This is a genomic window from Janthinobacterium lividum, from assembly GCF_011601275.1.
GTDB classification, from domain to species: domain Bacteria; phylum Pseudomonadota; class Gammaproteobacteria; order Burkholderiales; family Burkholderiaceae_D; genus Janthinobacterium; species Janthinobacterium lividum_E.
In genome coordinates, this window is record NZ_JAAOLY010000024.1 from 24,154 (window position 1) to 50,757 (window position 26,604).

22 protein-coding genes and 2 riboswitches are annotated in these 26,604 nt (G+C 62.6%); of the genes, 8 read left to right on the plus strand and 14 right to left on the minus strand.

Features of this window, described 5'->3' with window-relative positions; translation table 11 throughout:
• Positions 1-6: 6 nt before the first annotated feature.
• Both GYK42_RS25960 and trpS read right to left on the minus strand, forming a co-directional pair.
• Positions 7-1,596, minus strand: a complete 1,590-nt coding sequence (locus tag GYK42_RS25960) for a pyridoxal-dependent decarboxylase (RefSeq protein WP_166449840.1) — start codon at positions 1,594-1,596, stop codon at positions 7-9.
• Positions 1,597-1,717: 121 nt separating this feature from the next.
• A complete protein-coding gene (gene trpS, locus GYK42_RS25965) occupies positions 1,718-2,794 on the minus strand; it encodes a tryptophan--tRNA ligase (RefSeq protein ID WP_240943831.1) in 1,077 nt (358 codons plus the stop codon).
• A 317-nt stretch (positions 2,795-3,111) separates the two neighbouring features.
• On the opposite strand from trpS, the gene GYK42_RS25970 reads away from it, so the two are divergent.
• A complete protein-coding gene (locus GYK42_RS25970) occupies positions 3,112-5,055 on the plus strand; it encodes a CocE/NonD family hydrolase (RefSeq protein ID WP_166449841.1) in 1,944 nt (647 codons plus the stop codon).
• Here the strand turns inward: GYK42_RS25970 and GYK42_RS25975 are convergent.
• The 4 genes from GYK42_RS25975 to GYK42_RS25990 all read right to left on the minus strand — a co-directional run bounded on the left by GYK42_RS25975 (position 5,052) and on the right by GYK42_RS25990 (position 8,892).
• Positions 5,052-5,909 carry a DMT family transporter gene (locus GYK42_RS25975; RefSeq protein ID WP_166449842.1) on the minus strand — a complete coding sequence of 286 codons (858 nt, stop codon included), beginning with the start codon at positions 5,907-5,909 and terminating at the stop codon, positions 5,052-5,054. The genes GYK42_RS25970 and GYK42_RS25975 overlap by 4 nt on opposite strands.
• A gap of 7 nt (positions 5,910-5,916) precedes the next feature.
• Positions 5,917-6,738 carry a substrate-binding periplasmic protein gene (locus GYK42_RS25980; protein WP_166449843.1) on the minus strand — a complete coding sequence of 274 codons (822 nt, stop codon included), beginning with the start codon at positions 6,736-6,738 and terminating at the stop codon, positions 5,917-5,919.
• A 100-nt stretch (positions 6,739-6,838) separates the two neighbouring features.
• The gene (locus GYK42_RS25985; RefSeq protein ID WP_166449844.1) at positions 6,839-8,122 is read right to left on the minus strand and encodes a TCR/Tet family MFS transporter; all 1,284 of its coding nucleotides are present in this window, start codon (positions 8,120-8,122) and stop codon (positions 6,839-6,841) included.
• A gap of 119 nt (positions 8,123-8,241) precedes the next feature.
• Complete coding sequence (locus GYK42_RS25990) at positions 8,242-8,892, minus strand: HD domain-containing protein (RefSeq protein ID WP_166449845.1); 651 nt, start codon at positions 8,890-8,892, stop codon at positions 8,242-8,244.
• A 327-nt stretch (positions 8,893-9,219) separates the two neighbouring features.
• Between GYK42_RS25990 and GYK42_RS25995 the strand changes: the two genes are divergently transcribed.
• The 3 genes from GYK42_RS25995 to GYK42_RS26005 all read left to right on the plus strand — a co-directional run bounded on the left by GYK42_RS25995 (position 9,220) and on the right by GYK42_RS26005 (position 13,273).
• The gene (locus tag GYK42_RS25995) at positions 9,220-9,711 is read left to right on the plus strand and encodes a chemotaxis protein CheW (RefSeq protein WP_166449846.1); all 492 of its coding nucleotides are present in this window, start codon (positions 9,220-9,222) and stop codon (positions 9,709-9,711) included.
• A gap of 244 nt (positions 9,712-9,955) precedes the next feature.
• A complete protein-coding gene (locus GYK42_RS26000) occupies positions 9,956-11,563 on the plus strand; it encodes a methyl-accepting chemotaxis protein (protein WP_166449847.1) in 1,608 nt (535 codons plus the stop codon).
• 72 nt (positions 11,564-11,635) lie between these two features.
• Positions 11,636-13,273, plus strand: coding sequence for a methyl-accepting chemotaxis protein (locus GYK42_RS26005; RefSeq protein WP_166449848.1), 1,638 nt, complete (start codon positions 11,636-11,638; stop codon positions 13,271-13,273).
• On the opposite strand, the gene GYK42_RS26010 is transcribed toward GYK42_RS26005, so the two are convergent.
• The 3 genes from GYK42_RS26010 to mgtA are packed head-to-tail and all read right to left on the minus strand — an operon-like array spanning position 13,270 to position 16,841.
• Positions 13,270-13,782 (minus strand): ribonuclease HI family protein, encoded by a 513-nt coding sequence (locus GYK42_RS26010; RefSeq protein ID WP_166449849.1) that lies wholly within the window; start codon positions 13,780-13,782, stop codon positions 13,270-13,272. The genes GYK42_RS26005 and GYK42_RS26010 overlap by 4 nt on opposite strands.
• A complete protein-coding gene (locus GYK42_RS26015) occupies positions 13,779-14,120 on the minus strand; it encodes a hypothetical protein (protein WP_166449850.1) in 342 nt (113 codons plus the stop codon). Before GYK42_RS26015 ends, GYK42_RS26010 begins: the two co-directional genes overlap by 4 nt.
• A gap of 36 nt (positions 14,121-14,156) precedes the next feature.
• Positions 14,157-16,841, minus strand: a complete 2,685-nt coding sequence (gene mgtA, locus GYK42_RS26020) for a magnesium-translocating P-type ATPase (protein WP_166449851.1) — start codon at positions 16,839-16,841, stop codon at positions 14,157-14,159.
• A gap of 480 nt (positions 16,842-17,321) precedes the next feature.
• On the opposite strand from mgtA, the gene GYK42_RS26025 reads away from it, so the two are divergent.
• Positions 17,322-17,660 carry a hypothetical protein gene (locus tag GYK42_RS26025; RefSeq protein ID WP_166449852.1) on the plus strand — a complete coding sequence of 113 codons (339 nt, stop codon included), beginning with the start codon at positions 17,322-17,324 and terminating at the stop codon, positions 17,658-17,660.
• Positions 17,661-17,706: 46 nt separating this feature from the next.
• Here GYK42_RS26025 and GYK42_RS26030 read toward each other — a convergent pair whose 3' ends face one another.
• Together GYK42_RS26030 and GYK42_RS26035 are read right to left on the minus strand one after the other, a co-directional pair.
• Positions 17,707-18,312: a TetR/AcrR family transcriptional regulator gene (locus GYK42_RS26030; protein WP_166449853.1), complete on the minus strand. Its 606-nt coding sequence runs from the start codon at positions 18,310-18,312 to the stop codon at positions 17,707-17,709.
• A 25-nt stretch (positions 18,313-18,337) separates the two neighbouring features.
• Positions 18,338-19,555, minus strand: coding sequence for a Bcr/CflA family efflux MFS transporter (locus GYK42_RS26035; protein ID WP_166449854.1), 1,218 nt, complete (start codon positions 19,553-19,555; stop codon positions 18,338-18,340).
• A gap of 145 nt (positions 19,556-19,700) precedes the next feature.
• Here GYK42_RS26035 and GYK42_RS26040 point away from each other — a divergent pair, with 145 nt between their 5' ends.
• On the plus strand, positions 19,701-19,859 hold the full coding sequence (locus GYK42_RS26040) for a hypothetical protein (protein ID WP_160309306.1): 159 nt from the start codon (positions 19,701-19,703) through the stop codon (positions 19,857-19,859).
• A 165-nt stretch (positions 19,860-20,024) separates the two neighbouring features.
• On the opposite strand, the gene gcvP is transcribed toward GYK42_RS26040, so the two are convergent.
• From gcvP to gcvT, 3 genes are all read right to left on the minus strand, one after another.
• Positions 20,025-22,925: an aminomethyl-transferring glycine dehydrogenase gene (gene gcvP, locus GYK42_RS26045; protein WP_166449855.1), complete on the minus strand. Its 2,901-nt coding sequence runs from the start codon at positions 22,923-22,925 to the stop codon at positions 20,025-20,027.
• A 118-nt stretch (positions 22,926-23,043) separates the two neighbouring features.
• Positions 23,044-23,424, minus strand: coding sequence for a glycine cleavage system protein GcvH (gcvH, locus tag GYK42_RS26050; protein WP_166449856.1), 381 nt, complete (start codon positions 23,422-23,424; stop codon positions 23,044-23,046).
• 73 nt (positions 23,425-23,497) lie between these two features.
• Entirely contained in the window at positions 23,498-24,619 is a 1,122-nt protein-coding gene (gene gcvT, locus GYK42_RS26055) for a glycine cleavage system aminomethyltransferase GcvT (protein WP_166449857.1), read from the minus strand.
• A 74-nt stretch (positions 24,620-24,693) separates the two neighbouring features.
• Positions 24,694-24,799, minus strand: a riboswitch (glycine riboswitch).
• Between the two features lie 26 nt (positions 24,800-24,825).
• Positions 24,826-24,912, minus strand: a riboswitch (glycine riboswitch).
• A 169-nt stretch (positions 24,913-25,081) separates the two neighbouring features.
• Here gcvT and GYK42_RS26060 point away from each other — a divergent pair.
• A complete protein-coding gene (locus GYK42_RS26060; protein WP_240943834.1) occupies positions 25,082-25,654 on the plus strand; it encodes an ATP-dependent Clp protease proteolytic subunit in 573 nt (190 codons plus the stop codon).
• Positions 25,655-25,801: 147 nt separating this feature from the next.
• Positions 25,802-26,437: a phosphatase PAP2 family protein gene (locus GYK42_RS26065; RefSeq protein WP_235501958.1), complete on the plus strand. Its 636-nt coding sequence runs from the start codon at positions 25,802-25,804 to the stop codon at positions 26,435-26,437.
• Positions 26,438-26,604 lie beyond the last annotated feature (167 nt).

A 26,604-nucleotide genomic window follows, 5' to 3' on the forward strand; every position in this document is an offset into this window, starting at 1 on the left:
AGTTCCTTACAAGCCCAGTTCCGCCACCAGCGCCTGGCCGATGGCCCGCTGTTCGGCCAGGATGGCGCGCAGGTGGCGGGGGCGGGTCCTGACGTTGGTCATGACTACGCGCAGCACATTGGTGGGGCCAGGGTAGCGCGTCGATTCCAGTACCGTGCGCGATACGAAGCTGTGGCCTTGCGCCTTTTGCCGGTTTTGCAGCTTGGCGTTGAGCGTGTTCAGCTGCTTGTTCAGTTCGGCAGCGGCCTCCACCTGGCCGCCGGCCAGCAAGGCCTCCATGCGCTGATGCAGGTGCGCGGGCACGTAGCGGTAGGTCAGAATGAAGGTGTCCGAGCGTGTGACGAGTTCGAAATCCTGCTGGTCGGCCAGCAAATCCTGCAACTGGCCGGACAGGGTGGCCGCCTGCTGCAGCAAGGTCGTGTAGCCGGACACACCGAGCACCTTGAACGAGGTCCACAGTTTCAAGGCGTCAAAGCGGCGCGAGCCTTCCAGCGACGTCTGGCCCAGGTCGCCCGAGTTGTCGCGCAAGATGTAGTTGGCGTTGTGCTTCAGCAAGTTCAGGCTGGCGCTATCCTTGAACAGCACCATGCTTTGCGCCATCGGCACCCATAGCAGCTTGTGCCCGTCGATGACGACGGAGTCGGCCAGGGCGATGCCGTCGTACAGCGCGCGGTAATGTTCCGCGATCAGGAGGGCGCCGCCCCAGGCCGCATCCACATGGAACCAGATGCTTTCTCGCGCGGCAATGGCCGCCATGGCGGCCAGCGGGTCGATGGCGCCCGTTTCCGTCGTGCCGGCAATGCCTATCATGGCGACGACCTTGATCCTGCGCAGTTTTAAATCGGCGATCGTGTCTTCCAGCGCGGCCACGTCGATGCGGTTGTCGCGGTCGACGGCCACCAGGCGCAAGGCGTTTTCACCGAGGCCCAAAGTCGCCAATGCTTTCTTGATGGAATAATGGCTGCGGGCCGAGCCGATCACGGCCAGCCCCGCGTAGCCCGAATCCTGCATGGCGGCAAACAGTCCCCGCTTGCGCGTACCGGGCAGTTGCTGCTCCAGCGCCACGGCCAGGGCCGTCAAATTGCCCATGGTGCCGCCATTGACGACATTGCCCAGCGCGCCGCTGGTGGCAGCCATCGCTTGCGTGTAGACATGATCGGGCTGCTGGTAGACCTGGCGGTGCAGCCAGCCGAGGATCTGTTTTTCGATCAGGGTCGACACGTACGCCGTCTCGATCTTGACCTGGTTCTGGTTCAGGGTGGCTGTAAACGCTTCGGCCAGCACGCTGATCCACGGCAGGGCCTGCGTCATGTGGCCGATGTATTGCGGGTGGTTCAGCTGGGCCGTATTGGCCAGCACGGTGGTGTCGAGTTCTTGCAGGAAATCCGCCACGGCCATGCCGTGTGCGGGCAGGCTGGTGTCGGACAGTTGCTTCAGCAGTTCCGCATACGGGGTGTGCGGATAGGCCGTGTCGCGTTCGGCGGCCAGCCAGCCGCCCAGCATGCGCAGCGCCTGCTGCAGGGGCGCGGGTGCCTGTTGCAGCGCATCGATGGAAAAATGCTGCTGCAGCAGCTGTTCGATAGGGGTATCGGTCATGGCGCGTTGTCTTCTCTACGGATTGCTGGTGCCACGGTGACACAAATGCATCGCGCCCAGGCGGAAGCGGGATTTTACCCGACTCCGCCTGAGCGCATCAGTTTGCTATTACTGTCTGTGATCAGAAGTAGTTGAGGCCCAGCGCCGACTTGACTTCATCGGCCGTGCGGGCCGCCACTTCGCGTGCGCGGAACGTGCCTTCTTTCAGCATCTGGATGACTTGCCCCTTGTCCTTGGCGAACTCTTCGCGGCGGGCACGGATCGGCGCCAGCATTTCCTGCAAGACCACGTCCAGGCGCTTCTTGACGATGCTGTCGCCCAGGCCGCCACGCACGTAATGGGCCTTCATTTCGGCCAGCGCCGCTTTTTCCGGGTCAAACGCGTCCAGATAGGTAAACGCGATATTGCCTTCCAGGTGGCCCGGGTCTTCCACGCGCAGGTGCAGCGGGTCGGTGTAGACTTTTTTCACGGCGGCCGTGATTTCGGCCGAGGTCGCGCCCAGGTTGATGGTGTTGCCCAGCGACTTGCTCATCTTCGCCTTGCCGTCGATGCCGGGCAGGCGGCCGATGTCCGGTACCAGCGCCTTGCATTCCATCAATACTTCGCGGTTGTACATGCGGTTGAAGCGGCGCACGATTTCATTCGTTTGCTCGATCATCGGGATCTGGTCTTCGCCCACAGGCACCACGCCGGCCTTGAAGGCCGTGATGTCGGCCGCCTGACTGGCAGGGTAGGTCAGGAAGCCCGCTGGAATGTCGCGCTCGAAGCCGCGCAAACGGATTTCTTCCTTGACGGTGGGGTTGCGCTCGAGGCGCGCCACGGTAACGATGTTCAGGTAATAGAAGGTCAGCTCGGCCAGCTCGGGAATCTGCGACTGGATGAACACAGTAGTCTTGCTCGGATCGATGCCGACGGCCAGGTAGTCGAGCGCCACTTCGACGACATTGCGGTGCACCTTGTCGATGTCTTCCATATTGTCCGTCAGCGCCTGCGCGTCGGCCAGCATGATGAATTGCTTGTAGCTGTTCTGGTAGCTGACGCGGTCGCGCAAACTGCCCACGTAGTGGCCCAGGTGCAAGGGACCGGTCGGGCGGTCGCCCGTCAGGATCACGGATTGCGCAGCGATGGCGGCGGCCGACAACGGTGCCGCCGGTGCGTCGTTCTGGTCTTGGGTATCTGGGGTGTTAGGCAAGCTCATCAAGTTTCCTTTTGAGCCGCCTGCATCGGGGATGATCCAGGCTGAGCCTGTTACGCCACCGATCGAGGCGGCGTGGATCAAATTCACATCACTATGCAGTGGCCGCGCGAAAGTGAGCGGGACCACCAATTCAAGCAGGCGTGTTGTGACGGGATAAATTTCATGGCGTTATGGTTGCAGTTCGGGCGCGTTCTGTCAAGTTGCGCCCCGATTTATCTGCTGCGCTGCGTCAGAGACTGGCCTACTGCGTAACTTGCTTTCCGGGTATTATTGCCGTTCGGCCACTTTTGCGTGGCATGAATCCATTGGAGAACAGTATGCGCGTGTCGTCCCCCGTCCGGCTCACCGGCCTGGCCTTGGTTATCAGTTCCTTGTTTGCCGCACCCGTGCTGGCGCAAACGCCGCCGATGGCGCCCGATATCGGCGCCAAGCTGGTCATGCCCGATGTTAATGATTACGTCAAACGCGTGGTGATGATTCCCATGCGCGACGGCGTCAAGCTGTACACGGTGATCGTCGTGCCGAAAGACGCCAAACGGGCGCCCATCATGCTCACGCGCACGCCGTACAACGCGGCCCGCCGGGCCCAGCGCGCCACCAGCGCCAGCATGCTGGCCACCTTGCCGCAGGGCGACGATACCCTGGTGGAAAATGGTTACATCCGCGTGTTCCAGGACGTGCGCGGCAAGCATGGCTCCGAAGGCGATTACGTCATGACGCGTCCCGTGCGCGGCCCGCTTAACAATACCAAAGTCGATAACGTCACCGATGCGTGGGACACCATCGACTGGCTGTCGAAGAATATTCCGGAAAGTAATGGCAAGGTAGGCATGCTGGGCTCCTCGTACGAAGGGCATACGGTGCTGATGGCCCTGGTCGACCCGCATCCGGCGCTGAAGGTGGCCATTCCCATGAGCGCCATGGTCGATGGCTGGCGCGGCGACGACTGGTTCCATAACGGCGCCTTCCGCATGCCGAGTTTGTCTTACCTGGCGTGGCAGACGAGCGTGCGCGGCAGCGCCGAATCGCCCGTGCTGGGCGTCTACGACGATTACGAAGCGTATCTGCGCATCGGCTCGGCTGGCGACTACGCGAAGAAATTCGGCATCGACAAGCTGACGTACACGAAAAAGCTGTTCGAGCACCCGGCCTACGACAGTTACTGGCAGGAACAGGCGCTCGACAAGATCCTCGCCAAGCGTCCGCTGATCGTGCCCACCATGCACGTGGTAGGACAGTGGGACCAGGAAGACATCTATGGCGCCTATGCCACCTACGCGGCGATGGAAGGGCGCGACAAGCGCAACAATCTCAATTACCTGGCGGTGGGGCCGTGGCGTCATAGCGGCGTCAACTATGAAGGTTCGACCCTGGGCGCCCTGAAATTTGACGGCGATACGGCGCGCCAGTTCCGCGAAAAAGTCATGCAGCCATTCCTCAATCAATACCTGAAGGATGGCGCGCCGGAAGCGAACACGGCGCCCGTGGTGTCGTACCAGAGCGGCACGAACCAGTGGCAGCGCCTGCAGCAGTGGCCGCTGGCTTGCGAAACGTGCGACACGAAGCTCACGCCGATCTACCTGCAGGATGGTTACAAGCTGGGCTTTGCGCCAGCGCCAACGGCGGCTGTTGCCGCCAGCGGCGCGTTCGATGAATACGTGGCCGATCCGGCCAAGCCTGTGCCGTTCGTGGCGCGTCCCGTGCGCCTCGGCGATGGCGATCAGTGGAAACCCTGGCTGGTCAGCGACCAGCGCGGCTATACGGACCGCACGGATGTGCTCAGTTATGTTTCCGAACCGTTGAAGACGGCCGTGCGCATCGCCGGCGCACCGATGGTGAACCTGTTCGCCGCCACCAGCGGCACGGATGCCGACTGGGTGGTCAAGCTGATCGATGTGTATCCGGACGAAGTGCCGTCGCAGCCGGCCATGGGCGGCTATCAATTGGGCGTGGCGATGGATATCTTCCGTGGCCGCTACCGCGACAGCTTCGAGCACCCGACTGCCATTCCAGCCGGCAAGGTCGAACGCTACCGTTTCGCCTTGCCGAACGCCAATCACGTCTTCCTGCCCGGCCATCGCATCGCCGTGCAAGTGCAGTCGAGCTGGTTCCCGCTGTACGACCGCAACCCGCAAACCTTCGTGCCGAACATCTTCCTGGCCCAGCCTGGCGATTATAAAAAGGCGACGCAGCGCGTGTACCACGCGGCAGGGGCGGCCAGCGCGATCGAGTTGCCGATTGCGCCGCTCGACGCCCGCTAGCCGGCCCGCATGAGGATGGCGCCCGCTGCGATCAGGGCTATGGCCAGGTAGCGGCGGGGGCTGATTTTTTCGCGCAGGAACAGGGCCGCAATGGCGATGGCGAACAAAATCGACGTTTCGCGCAGGGCCGCGATGGCGGCCACGGGCGCCTGCGTCATGGCCCACAGGGCCAGGCCATACGAAGCGAGGGTGCCGAAACCGCCAAAGGCGGCCAGGCGCCATTGCGTTTGCGCATAGGCAAGCAAGTCGGCGGGGCGGCGCAACGCCGTCCACAGCAGCAGCCCCGTACCGTTCAAGACAAAAATCCACATGGTGTAGGCGGCTGGCGCGCCGGACAGGCGTACGCCGATGCCGTCGATCAGGGTATAGCTGGCGATGACGCAGGCGTTGCCCAGCGCAAAGGCGGTGGCGCGCCCTGTTTGTTTCGTGGTGCCAGGCGTGGCGCGCTGGCGCGCGGCAACATACAGGCCAAGGATGCCCGCGCAGATGCAGGCGACAGCGCCCATCTGCATGGCGGACAGGCGCTCGCCGATCAGCGGCCAGCTGGCCAGCGCCACGATGAGCGGCGCGCTGCCGCGCATCAGGGGGTAGGCATGGCTCATGTCGCCGGCCTTGTAGGCGGCCGCCAGCAGAGAATAATAGGCCAGCTGCGCCACGGCCGAGGCGGCCAGATAGGGCCAGCTGGCGGGTGCGGGAGCATCGACGAAGGGCAGCACGGCCAGCGAGATCAGGGCCGCGCCGACGGAGACGAGCACTGTGCTGAGAAAGGTATCCTTGCCCGACTTGACGATGGCGTTCCAGCTGGCGTGCAGCAGGGCGGCAAACAGGACGACGGAGACGACGAAACCGGACATGCGGGCCTTAGCGAGGGCGTATGCTCTGCGACAACAGTTCCTGGCGGTGATGGCGCTGGAAACCCTCCATCAGGGTGCCCGAGCGGCCTGCTTTTTCCAGCAGTTCGCGCAAGGTGGCCTGGTCTTCCGCCGTCAGCGACTTGCGCGACAGGTAGGCGCCGCTCATACCCCACGGCAATTCCGGCAAGGCTTCCAGGCGCAGGCGGTCGGCCAGGCCATAAACGCGCGCATCGTTTTGCGCCACGCCGGCCAGGATGGTGGGACTCATGATGGTGGCGTCGATGAAGCCGCTTTGCATCAGGCGCGCCACGGAGAGCGCGTCGACTTCGTAGAACAGGCGTCCCTGGCTGCTCAGTTCCTTCGCCAGCGCCTGGTAAGACACGCCATAGTCGTAGCCGCGCACGAGCGCCACGCGCAGTTCGCGCCGCTCGATCAGTTCCTGCATGGTATTGATGGGCGCGCGCGCGCCTTGCAGCGAGATCAGCAGGGGACGGTTGCCCATCAGGGGAATGAACAGGCCATGCTGGTCGCGCCGCGGCGTGCTGCTGGCGGGTATCAGCATATCGGCCTTGCCCGCCTCGAACATCGCTTCCAGGCGCGCGCGCGGCACTGCCGTGAAGATGAAATTGCAGCCGAGCTTGGCGCCCATGCTGCGCAGCAAGTCGGGATAGATGCCGCCGATGCTGGCGCCATTGATCACCACGCTGGCGCCGATGGCGGAGACGGGCACCTGGATGTCGCGCGAGCATTGCGCGCCGGCCAGGGACGGCAGCGCCAGCGCCAGTATGGCCATGGTTCGGCGCCAGGCGCTGGAATAAAAGTCAGTCATACCCATCCTTGCTTGCCATCGAATGCAGGGCGTCGGTAACGCCCCGCTGATTATCCCATTCTCGCCTATTTATTTCTCAAATGCAATATTATGCCGCCGGCTACTTTGTGATGGAAACCATCAGTCTTGCCTGGCGTTGTGCCTTGAAGTAGCGCCAGGCCACCACGATGCCCAGGGTTTGCATGATGGCGCACAGGTAGAAGGTGCTGCCGATGCGCCAGTCCTGCGGCGGCAAATGGCTCACTTCACCGAGGATCATGCTGCCGAGCAAAGGCATGATGATGATGCCCAGGCTGCTGATCGATTGCAGTGAACCCATCAGTTCTCCCTGTTCGCCGGCGTTCGATGACTTCGAGATGATGCCTTGTAGGGCCGGGCCGGCGGCAAAGGCCAGCAAGTTGCACAGGATCAGCGCATACATCATCCAGCCCTGCGTCGCCAGCCCGTACAGCAGATAGGTGAGGGCGCCCGAGGCCATGCCCAGCAGGGATAAACGCACTTCGCCAAAGCGTTTGATGAGTATGCCCAGCAAGCCCGCCTGCACGACGGCCGCGCACAGGCCCACGCAGAACAGGGCGATGCCGTTCTGGCGCGGCGTCCAGTCGAAGCGGAAGTGCGTGTACAGCACCCACGTTGTATTGAGCATCATTTGCGCAAACGTCATCAGGCCGAAGGCCAGCACCAGGCCGCGGATTTCCACGCGGCGCACCAGTTTCAGCAGGGCGGCAAACGGATTGATGCGCGCCAGGGTAAACGGTGCGCGCGGACCCGGCTGCAGCGATTCGGGCACGCAGAAATAGCCGTAGATGAAATTGGCCGTCGACAGGCCTGCCGCCACGTAAAACGGCAGGCGCAGATCGATTTCGCCCAGCAGGCCGCCCAGCATGGGGCCGCAAATGAAGCCCAGGCCGAAGGCGGCACCGATCTTGCCGAAGCTCTTGGCCCGGTTGTCGGGCGTGGAAACGTCGGAGGCGTAGGCGGACGCGACCGACATGCTGGCCGACGAGACGCCGCCGATGACCCTGCCGATGAACAGGCAGGCCAGGTTCGGCGCCCAGCCTGTGGCGAGAAAGTTGATGCCCATGCCGGCCATCGAATACAGCAGTACAGGACGGCGTCCCACGCGGTCGCTGATGGCGCCCAGCATGGGCATGAAAATGAATTGCAGCAAGCCGAAGAGGGCAGCCATGATGCCGTACCAGAATGCCTGGGCATCCTTGCCGTCGACAAAGTTGCCGATCAGGATGGGCAGCACGGGCACCACCAGGCCGATGCCCAGCATATCGATGAAGACGCAGACGAGGATGAAATTGAGATTGCCGGCGCGCGCGGGCGCGGCGGGCGAGGACGGGGAATGACTGTCGGGGCTGGTTTTATCGGACATGCATGCTTTCGGCGCGTTGGTATTGCGCCGGCGTCCTGCAGTGTTCTGCTGGCGCGCGGCGCGATAGCTGAGCCTTGCATTATAGACAGCATGCGCGCTGCTGGCTATCGCCACCAGGTTTATGCGCCGCCTCCCCATTCGTCCGCAAAGGCGGCGCGGAAATCCGTCAGCACGGCCAGCCGTTGTTCAGCCAGCGCGCGGCCCGCCGCCGTCTGCATCTTGCCGGGTAACTTGTCGAGCTTGGTGACGATATGGTCGAGTGCGTAGGCCTTGTCGTCGAGCGGGCGATGCGCGGCCAGCGGGTCGCTGCCATGCGCCAGCGCGCTATCCATGCGCGCGGCCGTATAGAACAGGCGCGCCAGTCCCACGGCGCCCAGCGCGTCGATGCGGTCGGCATCTTGCACGATTTGCGCTTCGATCGTGTGCGGCGTCAGGTTGGCGGAAAAACTGTGCGTCTCGATGGCGTGGGCCACGCCGGCCAATTTTTCTGCCGGAAAATCCAGTTCGGCCAGCTGGCGGCAAGCCAGCGCCGCCGCCTGGCGCGAGGCCAGGTGGCGCTCGGGGTGGTTTTTCGGCAAGTTGACCAGGTCGTGCAGATAGCAGGCGGCCATCACCGTGAGGGCGTCGGCCTGCGCGTGGTCCTGCAGCAGGACGCTGGCGTTGCGCCAGACACGGTGCAGATGGTTGATGTCGTGGGCGCTGTCATCGCCCAGGCCGGCCGTGGCCAGCGCCAGCAGGCGCGGCTGCCATTGGGAAAGCAAAGAATGCATGGTTCAACGTTGTAAAAAGCAGGGGCCGTCAGTGTGGCATAAAACGCCGCCGCCTGTGGCGGGACGCCCGGCACTTCGGCGTGCCGTATTTGCCACATAAATTGTATTTTTGAAAAGCGCCAGTCAGACGAATGCTCTTTTTTAGTGCATGTAAAATTTACATGGGGTAACATTGCCGCACGGAAATTAGAAGCATAAGCTAATTGCGAGAAAGTATTTGCAAAAACATACAAGTGGCAGCCATTCCATCGTGCTTGGCGTCACATCCAGGGCTTGCATGCAGCGCGTCCTGGCCTGCGCCCCAGGCGAGTTAACGAAAGGATTATCATGAACACCAATTCCAGCGACACTGGCACAACCGTTGCCAAGGCTGCCGAATACCTGGCCTTTACCCTGGGCCAGGAAGAATATGGCATCGACATTCAGAAAGTCAGCGAAATCCGCAGCTATGAAACGCCGACCCGCATCGCCAATGCGCCCGAGTTCGTCAAGGGCGTGGTCAACCTGCGCGGCATCATCGTGCCCATCGTCGACATGCGCATCAAGTTCAATCTGGGCACGCCCAGCTATGACCAGTTTACCGTCGTCATCATCCTCAACATTGGCAACCGCGTCGTTGGCATGGTCGTCGACCGTGTCTCAGACGTCACCACCCTGATGCCGGAACAGATCAAGCCGGCGCCGGACATGGGCCGTTCGATCAACACGGAATACGTGATTGGCCTGGGCACCATCGACGAGCGCATGCTGATCCTGGTCGATATCGACCAGCTGATGTCCAGCGCCGACATGGGCTTGATCGAAAAACTAGCCGCTTAAGTCGTCTTGCTGCTGGCCAGCAGGCCAAGTTTATCGGAAATAATTGACCCCAAGCATTGTTTGCTTTTTGTACAAGGCGCACGCTAGCGCCTTTCCTGGCGCACGGTTCAGCCGAACCGTGCGCCAGTTTCACTTTGGTTTCACTTTTTCACGCCCGCTTTGATACCGCAGCCAGCCAATGCGCGCCAAAGGGATGCCATCAGCCGTTCGGCATGCTGGCGTCGGGGCTTTTTAGGATAGTCACATGAATGTATTACGCAACGTCAGCATCGGTGTCCGCCTCGGACTCGGTTTTGCCGTGATCTTGCTGTTTTCCATGCTCATTACGGGCATCAGCGTCTGGCGCCTGCACGACGTGGCCAGCGCCACGCGCGTCATGATGGAGCAGCCGCTGGCCAAGGAACGCTATATTTCCGACTGGTATGGCCGTATCGACAGCGCCGTGCGCCGCACCATCGCCATTGCCCGCAGCAGCGATACCTCGCTCAGCGGCTATTTCGCCGAAGAATCGAAAGTCTCGTCGTCCAGCTCTGCCGAACTGCAAAAGAAAATCGAGGCGCTGATCGACAAGCCGGAAGAAAAAGCCATGTTCGCGGGCTTGCTGGAACAGCGCAAGGTGTACATCAGTTCGCGCGACCAGGTCTACAAGCTGAAGGGTGAAGCACAGGTCGATGCTGCCAACGAGGTGTTTGAAAAGACCTTCGTGCCGGCCGCCGCCAAGTACCAGAAGATGGTGCTGGACTTGCTGGAACACCAGCGCGCCAGCATCGACACGACGGCGCGCGAGATCGACGCCGTCGCCAATACCAGCCGCAACCTGATGCTGGTGCTGGCCGCGCTGGCGCTGGCTTTTGGCGTCATCTGCGCCTGGGTCTTGACGATGGGCATCGTGCGTCCCCTGCGCACGGCCGTGGAAATCGCTCGCAAGGTGGCCGATGGCGACTTGACGGCGCAGATCGACGCCAGCGCCAAGGATGAAACCGGGCAATTGCTGCAAGCGTTGAAGGACATGAACACGAGCCTGCTCAACATCGTCGGCGAAGTACGCAGCGGCACGGACAGCATCGCGACGTCCTCGACGCAGATTGCCGCCGGCAACCAGGACCTGTCTTCCCGCACGGAAGAGCAAGCGGGTTCGCTGGAAGAAACGGCGTCGTCGATGGAAGAACTGACCAGCACCGTGAAGCAGAATGCGGACAATGCGCGCCAGGCCAACCAGTTGGCGGCGTCGGCGGCGCAAGTGGCCGTCAAGGGCGGCGAAGTCGTGGCGCAGGTGGTGGGCACGATGGAATCGATCAACGCCTCGTCGAACAAGATCGTCGACATCATTTCCGTCATCGATGGCATCGCCTTCCAGACGAATATCCTGGCCCTGAACGCGGCCGTGGAAGCGGCGCGCGCGGGCGAGCAGGGCCGCGGCTTTGCCGTCGTCGCCTCCGAAGTGCGCAACCTGGCCCAGCGTTCCGCTTCGGCAGCGAAGGAGATCAAGACCCTGATCGGCGCCTCGGTCGAGCAAGTCAATGCGGGCAGCATGCTGGTGGCGCAAGCCGGTTCGACCATGAACGACATCGTCGACAGCGTGCAGCGCGTGAGCGACATCATCACGGAAATTACGGCGGCCAGCAGCGAGCAAAGCGTGGGCATCGACGAGATCAACCGCGCCATCGGCCAGATGGATGCCGTGACACAGCAAAATGCGGCCTTGGTGGAAGAGTCGGCGGCGGCCGCCGAATCGATGCAGCACCAGGCGCACAACCTGGCGCAGGTCGTCAGCGTCTTTAAATTGAACGGCCAGCTGGCGCCCAAACGCCCGGCGGCGCCGCAAACCGCCTTGCGCATCGGCACACGCTGATGGCAGCCGCGGCTGCCCCGAGCAGCCGCAACCCTTTTATATAGTCTGGTTCCGCTTTTTTAGGATATTCACATGAATTTGTTAAGAAACGTCAGTATTGGTGTGCGCCTCGGCCTGGGTTTTGCCGTGATTTTGCTGTTTTCCATGCTTATCACGGGCATCAGCGTGTGGCGCTTGCATGACGTGGCCATGGCCACGCGCAACATGATGGAATTGCCGCTGGCGAAGGAACGCTATATTTCCGACTGGTACGCGAAAATCGATAGCGGCGTGCGCCGCACGACGGCCATCGCGCGCAGCAGCGATACGACACTGGGCGCGTATTTTGCGGAAGAAGCCAAGCAATCGTCGGTGGTCTCGGGCGAATTGCAAAAGAAAATCGAAGCCTTGATTTCCAGTCCGGAAGAAAAGGAACTGTTTCGCCTCGTGAGCGAACAGCGCAAGGTCTACCTCGATTCGCGCGCGCAAGTGTCGAAGCTGAAGGCGGATGGGCAGGAAGCGGAAGCGGAGCAAGCTTTCAAGGGCGTCTTCGTGCCCGGTTCGACGAAATACTTGAAAGTGGTCAACGACATGCTGCAGCACCAGCGCGCCAGCATCGACACGACGGCGCGCGAGATCGACGAGGTCGCCAAGACGAGCCGCAACCTGCTGCTGACCCTGGCCGTGCTGGCGCTGGGCTTTGGCGTGGTCTGCGCCTGGTTGTTGACGATGGGCATCGTGCGCCCCCTGCGCACAGCCGTGGACATTGCCCGCAAGGTGGCCGATGGCGACTTGACGGCGCAGATCGACGCCAGCGCCAAGGATGAAACGGGGCAATTGCTGCAAGCGTTGAAGGACATGAATACGAGCCTGCTTAACATCGTCAGCGAAGTACGTACGGGCACGGACAGCATCGCGACCTCGTCGACGCAAATTGCCGCCGGTAACCAGGACTTGTCGTCCCGCACGGAAGAGCAGGCAGGTTCGCTGGAAGAAACGGCGTCGTCGATGGAAGAACTGACCAGCACCGTGAAGCAGAATGCGGACAATGCGCGCCAGGCGAACCAGTTGGCGGCGTCGGCCGCGCAAGTGGCCGTCAAGGGCGGCGAAGTCGTGGCGCAGGTGGTGGGCACGATGGAATCGATCAACGCCTCGTCGAACAAGATCGTCGACATCATTTCCGTCATCGATGGCATCGCCTTCCAGACGAATATCCTGGCCCTGAACGCGGCCGTGGAAGCGGCGCGTGCGGGCGAGCAGGGCCGCGGCTTTGCCGTTGTCGCCTCCGAAGTGCGCAACCTGGCCCAGCGTTCGGCCAGCGCAGCGAAGGAGATCAAGACCCTGATCGGCGCGTCGGTCGAGCAAGTCAATGCGGGCAGCATGCTGGTGGCGCAAGCCGGTTCGACCATGAACGACATCGTCGACAGCGTGCAGCGCGTGAGCGACATCATCACGGAAATCACGGCGGCCAGCAGCGAGCAAAGCGTGGGCATCGACGAGATCAACCGCGCCATCGGCCAGATGGATGCCGTGACACAGCAAAATGCGGCGCTGGTGGAAGAGTCGGCGGCGGCCGCCGAATCGATGCAGCACCAGGCGCATAACCTGGCGCAGGTCGTCAGCGTCTTTAAACTGAACGGGCAGCAGGCCAGCGTCAGCGGTTTGAAGGGGGTAAAACGTCCGGCAGGCAAGGAAGCCAAGGTTACCTTGCAAATTGGCCGCGCCGCTTAATCTTTTTCCAGCCAGCTGGCGATCGCCAACTGCGATAGCCGGTCCGCCTCGCCATTCCTGTGGCGCGGCAACCAGCGCAAGCTCACGTCAGTGAATTGTTCCAGCAGGGCCACTACGGTGGCCCTCTGCGTTTCCAGTCCCTTGGCGCCCATCGGCGTTGTTCCCAGCACGTCATTGATCACCACCTGGCTGTCGCCGTACAGCAGCAGTTGCACAGGCGGCGGACGCATCTTGAGTGCCGCCTGCAGCAAGGCCGTCAGGGCCGCATATTCCGCGTCGCTGCTGCTGCCATACCCGGCCGCCTCGCTCACTTCGATGCGTTCGCCATTCGGCCCCAGCAGTAGGGCGCCTATGCCCAGCTTGCCCGGGTTCGGATGGGCTGAACCGTCGAACCAGCCGCGCCAGGCCAGCGGACCGCCGTGGTCCTGGCGGCTGAGCGCCAGCTGCGCGCGGCGCGCCTGCATCTTGGCTTCCTTGCGCAGTTTTCGCGCCGCTGCTTCTTCCGTCATGGCTTGATCAGGAAGGTGTCGATGAGGCTGGCTATCCAGCACGCCACCAGGACGCCCACGGCCACTGTCATGGCCGGGCCGTCATTGGCGGACAGCGCATCGACTTTTTCCACGATCAGCTGCACGTCGAGGGGCAGGGCGCCGCTGTCGATCTGTGCCATTACCTGGTCCAAACGTGCCATGATCTGGCGCAATACGATCACGAGCGCGATCAGGGCCGGCACGAGGAAGAGGCAGCCGCGCGCCTTGCGTTTCAATACAAAATGCCCGCTGCCGGGAAACACGAGACCCGACAGCAGCAGGGCGAGCTTACGTCTGGAAAGGGGGGAGCCGCTCATGCGTGCCTTTGTGAGGAGAAAGAGCGGCTCATCATACTATTGCCAGCCGAATTTGCGCAGATACACGCGTTTCATGAACGTCGTCAGCACCGTGTAGCAGACGAGAATGCCCAGCAGCCATGGGAAATAGCCCAACGGCAGCGCTTGCAGCTTGAAGTAGGTTGCCAGCGGTCCCATCGGCAGGAAGACGCCCACGGCCATGATGGCGGTGGTGGCCACCAGCAGGGGCACGGACGCGATGCTGTCGATGAAGGGCAGCTTGGGCGTGCGGATCAGGTGCACGATCAGGGTTTGCGTCAGCAGCCCCACGACGAACCAGCCGGACTGGAACAGCGTCTGCTGCTCGGGCGTATTGGCGCCGAACACATGCCACATCAGGATAAACGTGCTGATGTCGAAGATCGAGCTGATGGGGCCGAAGAACACCATGAAGCGGCCGATGTCGCGCGGATTCCAGCTCAGCGGCTGCTGGATCAGTTCGGCGTCGACATTGTCGAACGGGATGGCGATCTGCGACACGTCATACAGCAGATTTTGCACCAGCAAGTGCAGCGGCAGCATCGGTAAAAACGGTAAGAAGGCGCTGGCCACCAGCACGGAAAACACATTGCCGAAGTTCGAGCTGGCCGTCATGCGGATGTATTTGAGCATGTTGCTGAAGGTGCGCCGGCCTTCCAGCACGCCTTCTTCCAGCACCATCAGGCTCTTTTCCAGCAAGATGATGTCGGCCGCTTCCTTGGCGATATCGACGGCCGAATCGACGGAAATGCCGATGTCGGCCGCGCGCAGGGCGGGCGCGTCGTTGATGCCGTCGCCCATGAAGCCGACGATATGGCCATTGCCGCGCAGGGCGCGCACGAGGCGCTCCTTGTGCAGCGGGCTGAGCTTGGCAAACACGGTATTGTCTTCGGCCGCCTTGGCCAGGGTGGCATCGTCCATGTCGTCCAGTTGCGGGCCTTGCAGCACGCCATGCACGGCCAGGCCCACTTCGCGGCAAATCTTCGCCGTCACGAGGTGGTTGTCGCCCGTCAACACTTTCACGGTGACGCCGTGTTCCGCCAGCGCGCGCAGGGCGGGCGCCGTCGATTCCTTCGGCGGATCGAGGAAGGCCACGTAGCCGATCAGGGTCAGCGCCGTTTCATCGGCCACGCCATACACGGTTTTATGCGGCGGCACTTCCTTGACGGCTACGGCCACGACGCGCAAGCCTTCCGCGTTGAGGCCATGCGTGGTTTCCAGCACCTTTTCCAGCAGGGCAGGATCGAGCGGAATGCTGACGCCACCGAGGCGCAGATGGCTGCAGGCGGCGAGGATTTCCTCGACGGCGCCCTTGCAGATCAGTTCATGGTGATCGTTGCGTTCGGAGACGACGACAGACATGCGGCGACGCACGAAATCGAACGGGATTTCATCGACTTTCACGTAATCGCGCGCCAGTTGCATTTCCGTCTGCAATTCCACATGGTCGAGCACGGCCCGGTCCAGCAGGTTTTTCAGGCCCGTCTGGTAGTGGCTGTTCAAGTAGGCAAATTGCAGCACTTCATCGGACGGCTGGCCGAAGACGTCCGTATGGCGTTCCAGCACGATCTTGTCCTGCGTCAAGGTGCCAGTTTTATCCGTGCACAGCACATCCATGGCGCCGAAGTTCTGGATGGCGTCCAGGCGCTTGACGACGACTTTCTTTTTCGACAGTTTTACGGCGCCCTTGGCCAGGGTGCTGGTGACGATCATGGGCAGCATTTCCGGCGTCAGGCCCACGGCCACGGACAGGGCGAACAGGAACGCTTCCATCCAGTCGCCCTTGGTCCACCCATTGATGAGAAATACGAGCGGCGCCATCACGAGGGCGAAGCGGATCAAGAGCCAACTGACGCTGTTGACGCCCGCTTCAAACGCCGTCGGCGTGCGTTCGGTCGCGGTCACGCGCGTGGCGATGGTGCCGAAATACGTACGGTTGCCCGTCGCCAAGACCAGGGCCGTAGCGGCGCCGGAAATGACGTTGGTGCCCATGAACAGCAGATTGGCCAGGTCCATGGGATCTTTGCCATTGCCATCGGCCAGTTCGGCCATCTTTTCCACCGGCAATGATTCGCCCGTCATGGCGGCCTGGCTGACGAACAGGTCTTTCGCGGACAGCAAACGGCAATCGGCGGGGATCATGTCGCCGGCCGACAGCACGATGAGGTCGCCCTGCACCAGCTGGCGGATCGGCAGTTCGATCCGCTGGCCATTGCGCAGCACGGTGGCCGTGTTGCTGACCATGGCTTTCAGGCGCTCGGCGGCGCGGTTCGAGCGGCCTTCCTGCACGAAGCGCAGCAGGGTCGAGAGAATCACCATGGTGCCGATGACGATGGTGGCTTTCGGGTCTTCCGTCAGGTAGGAAACGATGGCCAGCACGGTGAGCAGCAGGTTGAACGGATTCTTGTAGCACAGCCACAGGTGCTGGTACCAGGCCAGCGGCTTTTCATGCTCGACTTCGTTCGGCCCCGTTTGCGCGCCGATGACTTGCGCCTCGGCATCGCGCAAGCCTTCCAGGCGCGTGTGCAGGCGGTTCAGCGCGCTGTCGAGGTCTTCATGGGCGGCCGCCAGCAGCTGGCGCGCCAGGTGGTCGGGCACGGGACGGGCCGTGCTGTTTTCCAGCGGCATGGCGCGGCGGCGGAAATGGCCTGCCGTATGGCGCTTGCGCAGGAACGATTCGAATAAGCGGGTGAAGAGATTCATGGCTCTTCCTTTCACGGCGAGGTGTTGACGGGCGGCGTAGCCGCAGGCAAGACTTGCGTGCCGCCGACGCAACATGGCGAACCATGACGCCGGCGGGCAATCCGGGTCAGTAGCCGGTCGCGATCGGAAAGAGGGAGGAGGCGCGCAGCCGGACTGGCCGCGCGAGACACCGCACCTTGCTCAGCAAGGCACGGAGGAAAGAGGGTTCCGCGTTGCTTGCTGTTTAGCTGCCGAGGCAATCACCGATACAAGATCGGCTACTGTCACTAGAACAAGTACCCACGTGGGACTCCGTAAATGAATAATGAGGGCATCTTATGGATGGGCTGACCAGGTGTCAACTGAAGAAATCTTAGGTTTCCAAAGTGTAATGTGACAATGTGTGATTTTTTCCGCTTGGCAATCCATTATGCTCGAGTACGCTGCTTGGCTTGAAATAGTCACGGTAAACTCTATGCATATACAGAAAAACAAATATCTATGGAAGTGATCGTTGGGGCGGTAATCGCCGGCCTTGTCGTCATCTTCTTTGTTGGCAAGCACTTGTCTAAAAAGCTGCCGAAAGAAACACATTTCGAATGTGCCCGTTGCGGCACGGTTGCATGCCACACCGATCGAACGATTGAAGCTTGGCGCAACAACAAAACGACATTCTTCTGCCAGTCCTGTCATATCAAATGGCTACATGCCAGGGCGCCACGCGAGCGTGAGCGTGGCACTTCTCCTGCGGGTTCCAGACCTGGATCCAGATCAGGATGCCTTGGCGTTGTTGTGCTGTTTGCCGTCGTTCCGCTTGCTGGCTTTTTACTCATGCTTTGAATGTGGCAAACCGGTGCTTTCGAAGCGTCGATAGCGTTATAGCGTATCAGGCCGTTTGTGCCATCGCGAGCGAATCCGACAGGATTTGCCACAGAGCCGCATGGCGCTGCTGCAGCGCGGCGCCGCCTGCATAAATGAGCTCCACGTGCAGGCTATCGACGATGCCCAGGTAGGCTTGCGCATACAGGTCGACGCGCTGCGGCGCCAGGGCAGGCGCCATGCGGCCCAGGCTGGCCACGTAATGCCGCTGCAATTGCGCAAGCAAGGCTTCATAGCCCGTGCCGACTTCGATGCGCAAGGGCGCGGGCGGCAAATACGCCGTGCGCAGCAGGAAGCGCAGATGGGCCGACTCCGCGTAGCGCCGCGCCATGCGGTCGCAATACAGGGCGCCGGCATGCTGGCCGCCGGGCGCCGTCAGCGCTGCCTCGTCGGCGAAGCAGCTGTCCATGAACGCTTGTTCTTCGGCCAGCGCATCGGCAAAGACGTCGAGGAAGAGGGCATCCTTGCCGGCAAAATGCGAGTACAGCGAAGCCTTGCGCATGCCCGCCTGCTCGGCGATGTCGCTGAGCGACGAGGCGTCGTAGCCGTGCTCGGAAAAGTGCACGACGGCGACGGCGCAGATGTTATCGGCCGAGGCCGAGCGTTTCTTCATATGAGGCTAGTGGTTGGGTGAAGCGTCAGTGCGCTCCCAGGCTGCTGGCGGGTGCCGGATGGACGCGCGCAGTGGCCAGGGTCAGCCATGATACCAGCAGGCCGGCCACGGTCAAGAACAGCAGCCAGGGCAGCGGACCCCATTCGGACAGGCTGGCCGCCAGCGGCGTGGCCAGGGACGACAAGCTCATCTGGATGGCGCCCAGCAGGGCGGCCGTGAAACCGAGCGCTTTGCGTTGCGAGCCCATGGCCATGGCCATCAGCGCCGCTTCCGCGATGCCCAGGCCGAACAGGGCCACGAACATGCCCGGCACGACGGCGGCGATGCCCGCTCCCGCCCACGCACCGAGCAGGGCCAGTGCCGCGCCGCCCAGCATGGCCACACTGCCCGCCACGCTCAAGCGCGCCACGCCATGCTGTTCCACCATCCGGCCGCTGGCCATGGCACCCAGCAGCACGGCCACGCCCGTGGCGCCGAAGACCAGGCCGAAACTGCTGGCGGACAAGCCGAAATCGCGCTGGTACACGAGCGACGCCCCGCCGATATACGCAAACAGGAAAAAGAAAGTGGCGGACAGGGCCAGCGCGGGCAGCAGGAAGGCGCGGTCCAGTGCGATGCGCGCATAGGTGCGGTGCATGCCCTGCGGCGAGACGCGGCGGGCGCGGGGCAGCGTTTCCGGCAGGAAAAGCGCGCTATTGAGCAGAGTGAACATACCCAGCGCGGCCAGGGCCAGCATCACGGCGCGCCAGCCGTAGTGAGCATCGAGCATGCCGCCCACGGCCGGCGCCAGCACGGGCGCCAGGCCCACGATGGTCATCAGGAGGGCAAACAGCTGCGCCGCTTTGACCCCATCGGCCACGTCGCGCACCATGCTCATCACCACGACCAGGGTCAGCGCCGCACCCAGGCCCTGCAAGGTACGCGCCAGCAGCAGGGTGCTCAACTGATCCGCCTGCGACGCCCACACGGCGGCCACGATGTAGACGGCGATGCCGGCTAGTAGCGGACGGCGCCGGCCCAGCATGTCGGTGAGCGGCCCGCACAGCAGTTGTCCGCCACCCAGGGCCAGCAGGAAGACGGTCAGGCTCAGCTGCACGTTCGCATACGAGGTGTGCAGCTCGCGCGCCATGGCCGGCATCGAGGCCAGGTACATGTCGATGCCGGCCGGGCCGAGCACGGCCACGAGGGCCAGGGAGGCCGCCAGCCCGAGACTGGCGGCGGGGATTGTGGTTTGTTGCTGCATTGCGCTTCCTTCATATCGTGAAAAAACGGGGCATGGACGCCGCCTTGTTTTTTATTGTACACTTACTGCCTACCGGTAGGTAGCTTGTTCAATGAATGAAAAGGACGGGAACGATGAAGAAAGAAACGATGACGGAAGGGCTGGCATGACGGAAGTGGGAATCTCGCTCAGCGGCGTGGCTGTCGCGCTGCTGTTCGCCGCCTGGAGTTCGCACCGCGCCCGCTGCGAGCGGCGCGATGTCGTGTGTCTGACGGTACTGGGCACCGTGCTGGGCTTGCCGGGTGCGGTCTTGCTGGCGTTGTAGGTCGGATTAGCGGAGCGTAATCCGACATCACCATACGCCAACCATGTTGTCGGATTACGCGCTCACGCGCTAATCCGACCTACTGCCTTGCGGGCATGAAAAAAGGCAGGCCACGTGGCCTGCCTTCTTGTCCTCGGCATGCCCGCGTGAGCGGGCGCCTGGCGTTTACTCTTCTTCGTACGAGCTGATCGGGGCGCAGCCGCAGAACAGGTTGCGGTCGCCATACACGTTGTCGGCGCGGCCGACCGGCGGCCAGTATTTGCGCTGGCGCAGCGACGCGACCGGATACGCGGCGATCTCACGGCTGTACTTGCGGTCCCAGCTATCCGACATCAAGACTTGTGCCGTGTGCGGCGCGTTCCTCAAAGGGTTGTCGTCGTGGTCGAATTCACCGCTGGCGACCTTGGCGATTTCCGCGCGGATGGCGATCATGGCGTCGATGAAGCGGTCGATCTCCACTTTCGATTCGCTTTCCGTCGGCTCGATCATCAAGGTGCCCGGCACGGGGAAGCTCATGGTCGGCGCGTGGAAGCCGAAGTCCATCAGGCGCTTGGCCACGTCTTCGTTGCTGATGCCGGTGGCGTCCGTGATCGGGCGCAGGTCCAGGATGCACTCGTGCGCGACCAGGCCGTCGTGGCCCGAGTACAGGACCGGATAGTGCGGCGCCAGGCGGCGCGCGATGTAGTTCGCCGCCAGGATGGCCGTCTCGGTCGCTGCCGTCAAGCCTTCCGCGCCCATCATGGCGATGTACATCCACGAAATCGGCAGGATGCTGGCCGAGCCGAATGGCGCGGCGCTGACGGCGCCGATGCCCGCCACGTCGCGCTGGTAGCCGCTCGAACGCTGGTTCGGCAGGAATTTCGCCAGGTGGGCGCCCACGCCGATCGGGCCGACGCCTGGTCCGCCGCCGCCGTGCGGGATGCAGAAGGTCTTGTGCAGGTTCAGGTGCGACACGTCGCCGCCAAACGAGCCGGGAGCGGCCACGCCGACCAGCGCGTTCATGTTGGCGCCGTCGATGTAGACCTGGCCGCCGTGCGAGTGGATGATTTCGCACAGTTCCTGGATGCCTTCTTCAAACACGCCGTGGGTGGACGGGTAGGTGACCATCACGCAGGCCAGGTTGGCGCTGTGCTTTTCCGCTTTCGCTTTCAGGTCGGCCAGATCCACGTTGCCGTTGGCGTCGCAGCTGGTGACGACGACCTGCATGCCGACCATGTTGGCCGATGCAGGGTTGGTGCCGTGCGCCGACGAAGGAATCAGGCAGATGTTGCGGTGGCCTTCGCCGCGCGATTCGTGGTAGGCCTTGATCACCAGCAGGCCCGCGTACTCACCCTGCGAGCCGGCGTTCGGCTGCAGCGAGACGGCCGCGTAGCCCGTCAGCGCGCACAGCATCTCTTCCAGTTGCGAGATCATTTCGCGGTAGCCGACCGTTTGCGCGTCCGGCGCGAACGGGTGGATGTTCGAGAACTCGGGCCAGGTGACGGGAATCATTTCCGACGTCGCGTTCAGCTTCATCGTGCACGAGCCGAGCGGGATCATGGTGCGGTCCAGCGCCAGGTCCTTGTCGGCCAGGCTGCGCAGGTAGCGCAGCATCTCGTGTTCCGAGTGGTAGCTGTTGAAGACGGGGTGGGTCAGGTAGGCGCTCTCGCGCGCCAGGTTGGCGGGCAGGGCGCTGGTGACGGCCGCTTCGACGGCGTCCAGGTCCGGGGCGGCAGGCGCGTTGACCAGGCCGTGCGCGAACACTTTCCACAGCAGCGCGATATCGTCGCGCGTGGTGGTTTCGTCGAGCGATACGCCGACATGGGTGTTGTCGATCTTGCGCAGGTTGACGCCGTGGTGCATGGCCGTCGCGTGCAGCTGCGCCGCATCGGCCACGTTGATGGTCAGGGTGTCGAAGTAGCTCGCGTTGACGACGCCGTAGCCGAGAGTCTTCAGGTTGGCGGCCAGCACGCCCGTAAAGCGGTGCACGCGCTGGGCGATCTGCAGCAGACCGGCGGGGCCGTGGTAGACGGCGTACATCGAGGCCATCACGGCCAGCAGCACTTGCGCCGTGCAGATGTTCGAGGTGGCTTTTTCGCGGCGGATATGCTGTTCGCGCGTTTGCAGGGCCAGACGATAGGCCTTGTTGCCTTGCGCATCGACGGTCACGCCCACCAGGCGGCCCGACATATTGCGCTTGAATTCATCGCGCGTGGACAGGTACCCTGCGTGCGGGCCGCCGAAACCGAGCGGCACGCCGAAGCGCTGGCTGTTGCCGACAACGACGTCGGCGCCCCATTCGCCCGGTGGCGTAAGCATGGTCAGGGCCAGCAGGTCGGCCGCGACGATGACCATGGCGCCATTCGCATGCAGCTTTTCCACGCCGGCGCGGTAGTCGCGCACGACGCCGTTCACGCCAGGGTATTGCAGCAGAACGCCGAAGCAGGCATCGAGCGACTCGATTTCAGCCGGGTCGAACGTACGCACTTCGATGCCGATCGGCTGGGCGCGCGTCTGCACCACTTCCAGGGTTTGCGGCAGCACGTCGTTGGCGACATACAGCACGGTCGACTTCGACTTGCCCACGCGCTGGATCAGGGTCATCGCTTCGGCGGCGGCCGTGCCTTCGTCCAGCATCGAGGCGTTCGAGATGCCCATGCCGGTGAGGTCCGTGATCACTTGCTGGAAGTTCAAAATGGCTTCCAGGCGGCCTTGCGAAATCTCTGGCTGGTAAGGCGTGTATGCCGTGTACCAGGCCGGGTTTTCAAAGATGTTGCGCAGCACGACGCCAGGGGTGAACGTGTTGTAGTAGCCCTGGCCGATCAGGGATTTCAGCACCTGGTTCTTGCCGGCGATGGCTTTCAGGCGCGACAGCGCTTCCTGTTCCGGCATCGGCTGCGAGTACGCGCCCAGGGGCAGGGCGCCCTTGTTGCGGATGTTGCTTGGCACCAGGGCGTCGATCAGCGCGGCGCGCGATGGATAGCCGAGGGTCGCCAGCATGGCTTGCTGTTCGGTGGCGGAAGGGCCGATATGGCGGGCGATGAAGGCATCGCGTGCTTCGAGTTGGGTCAGGCTGGTGCGGGTCATGATATAGAGGCCAAAAAAGACTGAAAAACCGGGATGCGGCGCGCGGGCGCGGCGCCGGGGCATAGCTACAAAATTAAATGCAAACGGGCCGCAAACGCGGCCCGTGAGTCAAACGCGATTACGCGCTGGTGGTGGCGCCATAGGCGGCAGCGTCGAGCAAGCCGTCCAGAGCCGACACGTCGGCTGGCTTGATCTTGAACAGCCAGTTGGCGTAGGCGTCGGCGTTGATCGATTCAGGCGAGTTGACGACGTCGTCGTTGACGGCCACGACTTCGCCCGACAGCGGCGCATAGATGTCGCTTGCTGCCTTGACCGATTCCACCACGGCGGCGTCGTCGCCGGCGGTGAAGGTGGTGCCGACGTCAGGCAGTTCGACGAAGACGATGTCGCCCAGTGCATCCTGCGCGTATTCGGTGATGCCGACGGTGATCGTGCCGTCGGCTTCCAGGCGTACCCATTCGTGGGAAGCGGTGTACTTCAGGTCAGCAGGAATGTTCATGTGTGGCTCCAGATGGTAAGTGTTCGTTATTGATTATGATTGTTCGGTCTTGCGGGCGGCTCTATAAATACGCTTACGCAGCCAGGATTTTACCGTTACGCACGAAAGGCAGCTTGACAACAGAAGCGGCCAATTGCTTGCCGCGGATTTCCACGTGCACGGTGTCGCCCACGTTCACACCGTTCGGCACGCGCGCCAGGGCAATCGCTTCCTGCATCGTCGGGCTGAAGGTGCCGCTCGTGATTTCGCCCGTGGCGTCGCTGCCGGCGATGATCACTTTCTGGTGGGCGCGCAGCACGCCGCCTTTTTCACGCAGGATCAGGCCGACGAATTGCGCGTTCTGGCCTTTGGCCAGCAGGGCGGCCTTGCCGATGAAGTCGCGCTCGCTGACCAGGTCGATGGTCCATGCCAGGCCCGCGTCGAGCGGGTTGACGGTTTCGTCCATGTCCTGGCCGTACAGATTCATGCCCGCTTCCAGGCGCAGGGTGTCGCGCGCACCGAGGCCGGCCGGCTTGACGCCAGCGGCGATCAATGCGTTCCACAGCGCTTCCACCTGGGTCGCGGCCACGCCGATTTCAAAACCGTCTTCGCCCGTGTAGCCGGTACGCGCCAGCATCACTTCGCCAAACGCCGTGTCCTTGACGATGACGACGTTGAACGGTTTGATGGCTTCGGACGCGGCTTGCGTTTCCGGCAGCACTTGCCACACCTTGGCGCGCGCGTTCGGGCCTTGCACGGCCACCAGGGCCATGGTGTCATTGCCGTCGCGGCGCTGGGTGATCGTCAGGCCGCTGTTGGTGGCGGTGTTTTGCTGCTGCATCCAGGCCACGTCTTTTTCAGCCGTGCCCGCGTTGACGACGAGGCGGAACCAGTTTTCATTGAAGAAGTAGACGATCAGGTCATCGATGACGGTGCCCTCAGGATTCAGCATGCACGAGTACAGGGCCTTGCCCGACACTTGCAGCTTGTCGACGTTATTGGCCAGCAAGCCGCGCAGGAAGGCGCGCACGTTCGGGCCTTCGATATCGACCACGCACATGTGGGACACGTCGAACATGCCGGCGTCGCCGCGCACGGCGTTGTGTTCTTCGATTTGCGAGCCGTAGTTGACAGGCATGTCCCAGCCGCCGAAATCGACCATGCGGGCGCCGAGGGCACGGTGGGCGTTGTTGAGTGGGGTCGCTTTGAGCGTCATGGATTCCTCGGGACGAAGGTAAATGGGGAAGTTAACAGAACACACGGAGCCAAACACGGCTTTCCGGCGTGAACACTGACCCCCCTGTCCTTTGTACCTGAGAGATTACGAGGGCTTGCCCCGTGCGCCCCTTCGGTGGGCCGCCGGCAATAGCCGCGGCCGCTCTCCAGAGTTGAGCTGTAGTGTCGCCAAAGCAACAACTTCAGTCCGCCTAATCGGTCCTTTTGCCTGAGAGTTTTTGGGTAGTGCCCCTTCGGCGGCAACGCTGGGTTGCCCTCTCCCGATCAAGTGGGAGGAATATATGCCAGCAGGGTGTTTCTGTCAATCTGAAAAGACGTTGCCAAATTGCAGCAAAAGCCCCGGTTTGCGGGGCTGGGAGGGGCGCTGGCCCGGCGCAAAAGGGCGCCCGGCCGCGCGGGAATGCGCTATGATGAAATCCTGGCTTTCTTGCGGGTGCCTGCCATGAACACTACACAAAGCGAGACGCAAAACAACACCGAGCAGCACGGTTACTTTACCCTCTCGGGCGACGTCAACAGCGATATGGTGCGGCGCGTCTTCAACGCCGTGGCCGACATCACGGAAGACAAGCTCACCACCGCGCACATCTTGATACAGTCCAACGGCGGCTATGTCAGCGATGGCATCTGTTTGTACAACTTCCTCAGCAAGTTGCCGCTCGACATCATCACCTATAACGCGGGCGCCGTGGCGTCCATCGCCGTCACCCTGTTCCTGGCGGGGCGGCGCCGCCACGCCAGCGACACGGCCCGCTTCATGGTGCACAAGTCGCATGCGACAGCGTCGCCCGGTTCGCGCCCCGATGCGCTCAGCATCATCGTCGAGGGCTTGCGCGCCGACGACATGCGCACGGAGCGCATTCTGCGCGGCCACGTCAGCCTGACGGAAGAGCAGTGGCAGGTGCACGCGTATTCCGACCTGCACCTGACGGCCGACCAGGCGCTGGACGTGGGCCTGATCGAATCGATCCGCGACTTTGCGCCGCCCAAGGGCAAGCGCCTGACGAATATCTGACGCCCCTCCTGCGCTGGCCAGGCCGATGGTTTTGCGTAGAAATTTTGTAATGGAATGTAATTCTTCGCTGCAGCACAGCAAAAGCCGCGCGGAACAGGGCAGAGTCGTGGCATAGTGCACGCTGATCATGAAATAAGCGCATGCACGATGAATTGGTGGAATGGGATTTCTTTTGCGGCCGACATGTCCGTGATGGGGCCGGCTGGCGTGGCGATTGCCCTGTGGCTGCTCGTGTCGCGCCAGTGGCGTTTGGTGCTCAGCTGGAGCCTATGGTACGGCGGCGGCCTGGCGCTCGTGGTGCTGTCGAAGCTGGCCTTCATGAGCTGGGGCGTGGGCAGCAGCACGCTCGATTTTACGGGTTTCAGCGGCCACGCCATGCGCGCCGGCGCCGTGTTTCCCGTGCTGATGTACGTGCTGTTGCAGCGGGCCGAACCGCGCTGGCGCCATGCCGGCGTGCTCGTCGGCGTAGCCTTTGCCGTGCTGGTGGCCATTTCCCGCGTGGTCGTGCATGCGCATAGCGTGTCGGAAGCCGTCAGCGGCTGCGTGCTGGGCCTGGCTCTGGCGCTGGGCTTCATGTGGAATGCCCGTGGCGCCGTCAATTTCGCCGTCAGCCATGCGCTGGCCCTGGCCAGCCTCGTGCTGATGGTCGTGCTCAGCTTCAAGGCCGAACCCATGCCGACCGAGCAGTGGCTGCAAAAACTGGCCATGGTGCTGTCCGGCCATGAGCGCGTTTTTTCTCGTGCAGACTGGAAACTGGCGCAGGATGGCCGTCCTGCCCGGTGATCTGCTGACAACTGGCGCTTGGCGCTACGGTTTTTTGGCCAGAAAAGCATCAGGAAATGGTATGATGAACCACTTTTTTGCGTTGAATGGCCAGACAGCCATCACGATGCTGCATCTGAACTGAATATGAACCGGGTTCACCCATAATATAACCGCCAGCATAGGCC

What these genes read in the sequence shown, in the direction of transcription:
- GYK42_RS25960 (WP_166449840.1), bottom strand. Translation starts at nt 1,596, where the DNA reads ATGACCGATACCCCTATCGAACAGCTGCTGCAGCAGCATTTTTCCATC.
- trpS (WP_240943831.1), bottom strand. Translation starts at nt 2,794, where the DNA reads ATGAGCTTGCCTAACACCCCAGATACCCAAGACCAGAACGACGCACCG.
- GYK42_RS25970 (WP_166449841.1), top strand. Translation starts at nt 3,112, where the DNA reads ATGCGCGTGTCGTCCCCCGTCCGGCTCACCGGCCTGGCCTTGGTTATC.
- GYK42_RS25975 (WP_166449842.1), bottom strand. Translation starts at nt 5,909, where the DNA reads ATGTCCGGTTTCGTCGTCTCCGTCGTCCTGTTTGCCGCCCTGCTGCAC.
- GYK42_RS25980 (WP_166449843.1), bottom strand. Translation starts at nt 6,738, where the DNA reads ATGACTGACTTTTATTCCAGCGCCTGGCGCCGAACCATGGCCATACTG.
- GYK42_RS25985 (WP_166449844.1), bottom strand. Translation starts at nt 8,122, where the DNA reads ATGTCCGATAAAACCAGCCCCGACAGTCATTCCCCGTCCTCGCCCGCC.
- GYK42_RS25990 (WP_166449845.1), bottom strand. Translation starts at nt 8,892, where the DNA reads ATGCATTCTTTGCTTTCCCAATGGCAGCCGCGCCTGCTGGCGCTGGCC.
- GYK42_RS25995 (WP_166449846.1), top strand. Translation starts at nt 9,220, where the DNA reads ATGAACACCAATTCCAGCGACACTGGCACAACCGTTGCCAAGGCTGCC.
- GYK42_RS26000 (WP_166449847.1), top strand. Translation starts at nt 9,956, where the DNA reads ATGAATGTATTACGCAACGTCAGCATCGGTGTCCGCCTCGGACTCGGT.
- GYK42_RS26005 (WP_166449848.1), top strand. Translation starts at nt 11,636, where the DNA reads ATGAATTTGTTAAGAAACGTCAGTATTGGTGTGCGCCTCGGCCTGGGT.
- GYK42_RS26010 (WP_166449849.1), bottom strand. Translation starts at nt 13,782, where the DNA reads ATGACGGAAGAAGCAGCGGCGCGAAAACTGCGCAAGGAAGCCAAGATG.
- GYK42_RS26015 (WP_166449850.1), bottom strand. Translation starts at nt 14,120, where the DNA reads ATGAGCGGCTCCCCCCTTTCCAGACGTAAGCTCGCCCTGCTGCTGTCG.
- mgtA (WP_166449851.1), bottom strand. Translation starts at nt 16,841, where the DNA reads ATGAATCTCTTCACCCGCTTATTCGAATCGTTCCTGCGCAAGCGCCAT.
- GYK42_RS26025 (WP_166449852.1), top strand. Translation starts at nt 17,322, where the DNA reads ATGGAAGTGATCGTTGGGGCGGTAATCGCCGGCCTTGTCGTCATCTTC.
- GYK42_RS26030 (WP_166449853.1), bottom strand. Translation starts at nt 18,312, where the DNA reads ATGAAGAAACGCTCGGCCTCGGCCGATAACATCTGCGCCGTCGCCGTC.
- GYK42_RS26035 (WP_166449854.1), bottom strand. Translation starts at nt 19,555, where the DNA reads ATGCAGCAACAAACCACAATCCCCGCCGCCAGTCTCGGGCTGGCGGCC.
- GYK42_RS26040 (WP_160309306.1), top strand. Translation starts at nt 19,701, where the DNA reads ATGACGGAAGTGGGAATCTCGCTCAGCGGCGTGGCTGTCGCGCTGCTG.
- gcvP (WP_166449855.1), bottom strand. Translation starts at nt 22,925, where the DNA reads ATGACCCGCACCAGCCTGACCCAACTCGAAGCACGCGATGCCTTCATC.
- gcvH (WP_166449856.1), bottom strand. Translation starts at nt 23,424, where the DNA reads ATGAACATTCCTGCTGACCTGAAGTACACCGCTTCCCACGAATGGGTA.
- gcvT (WP_166449857.1), bottom strand. Translation starts at nt 24,619, where the DNA reads ATGACGCTCAAAGCGACCCCACTCAACAACGCCCACCGTGCCCTCGGC.
- GYK42_RS26060 (WP_240943834.1), top strand. Translation starts at nt 25,082, where the DNA reads ATGAACACTACACAAAGCGAGACGCAAAACAACACCGAGCAGCACGGT.
- GYK42_RS26065 (WP_235501958.1), top strand. Translation starts at nt 25,802, where the DNA reads ATGAATTGGTGGAATGGGATTTCTTTTGCGGCCGACATGTCCGTGATG.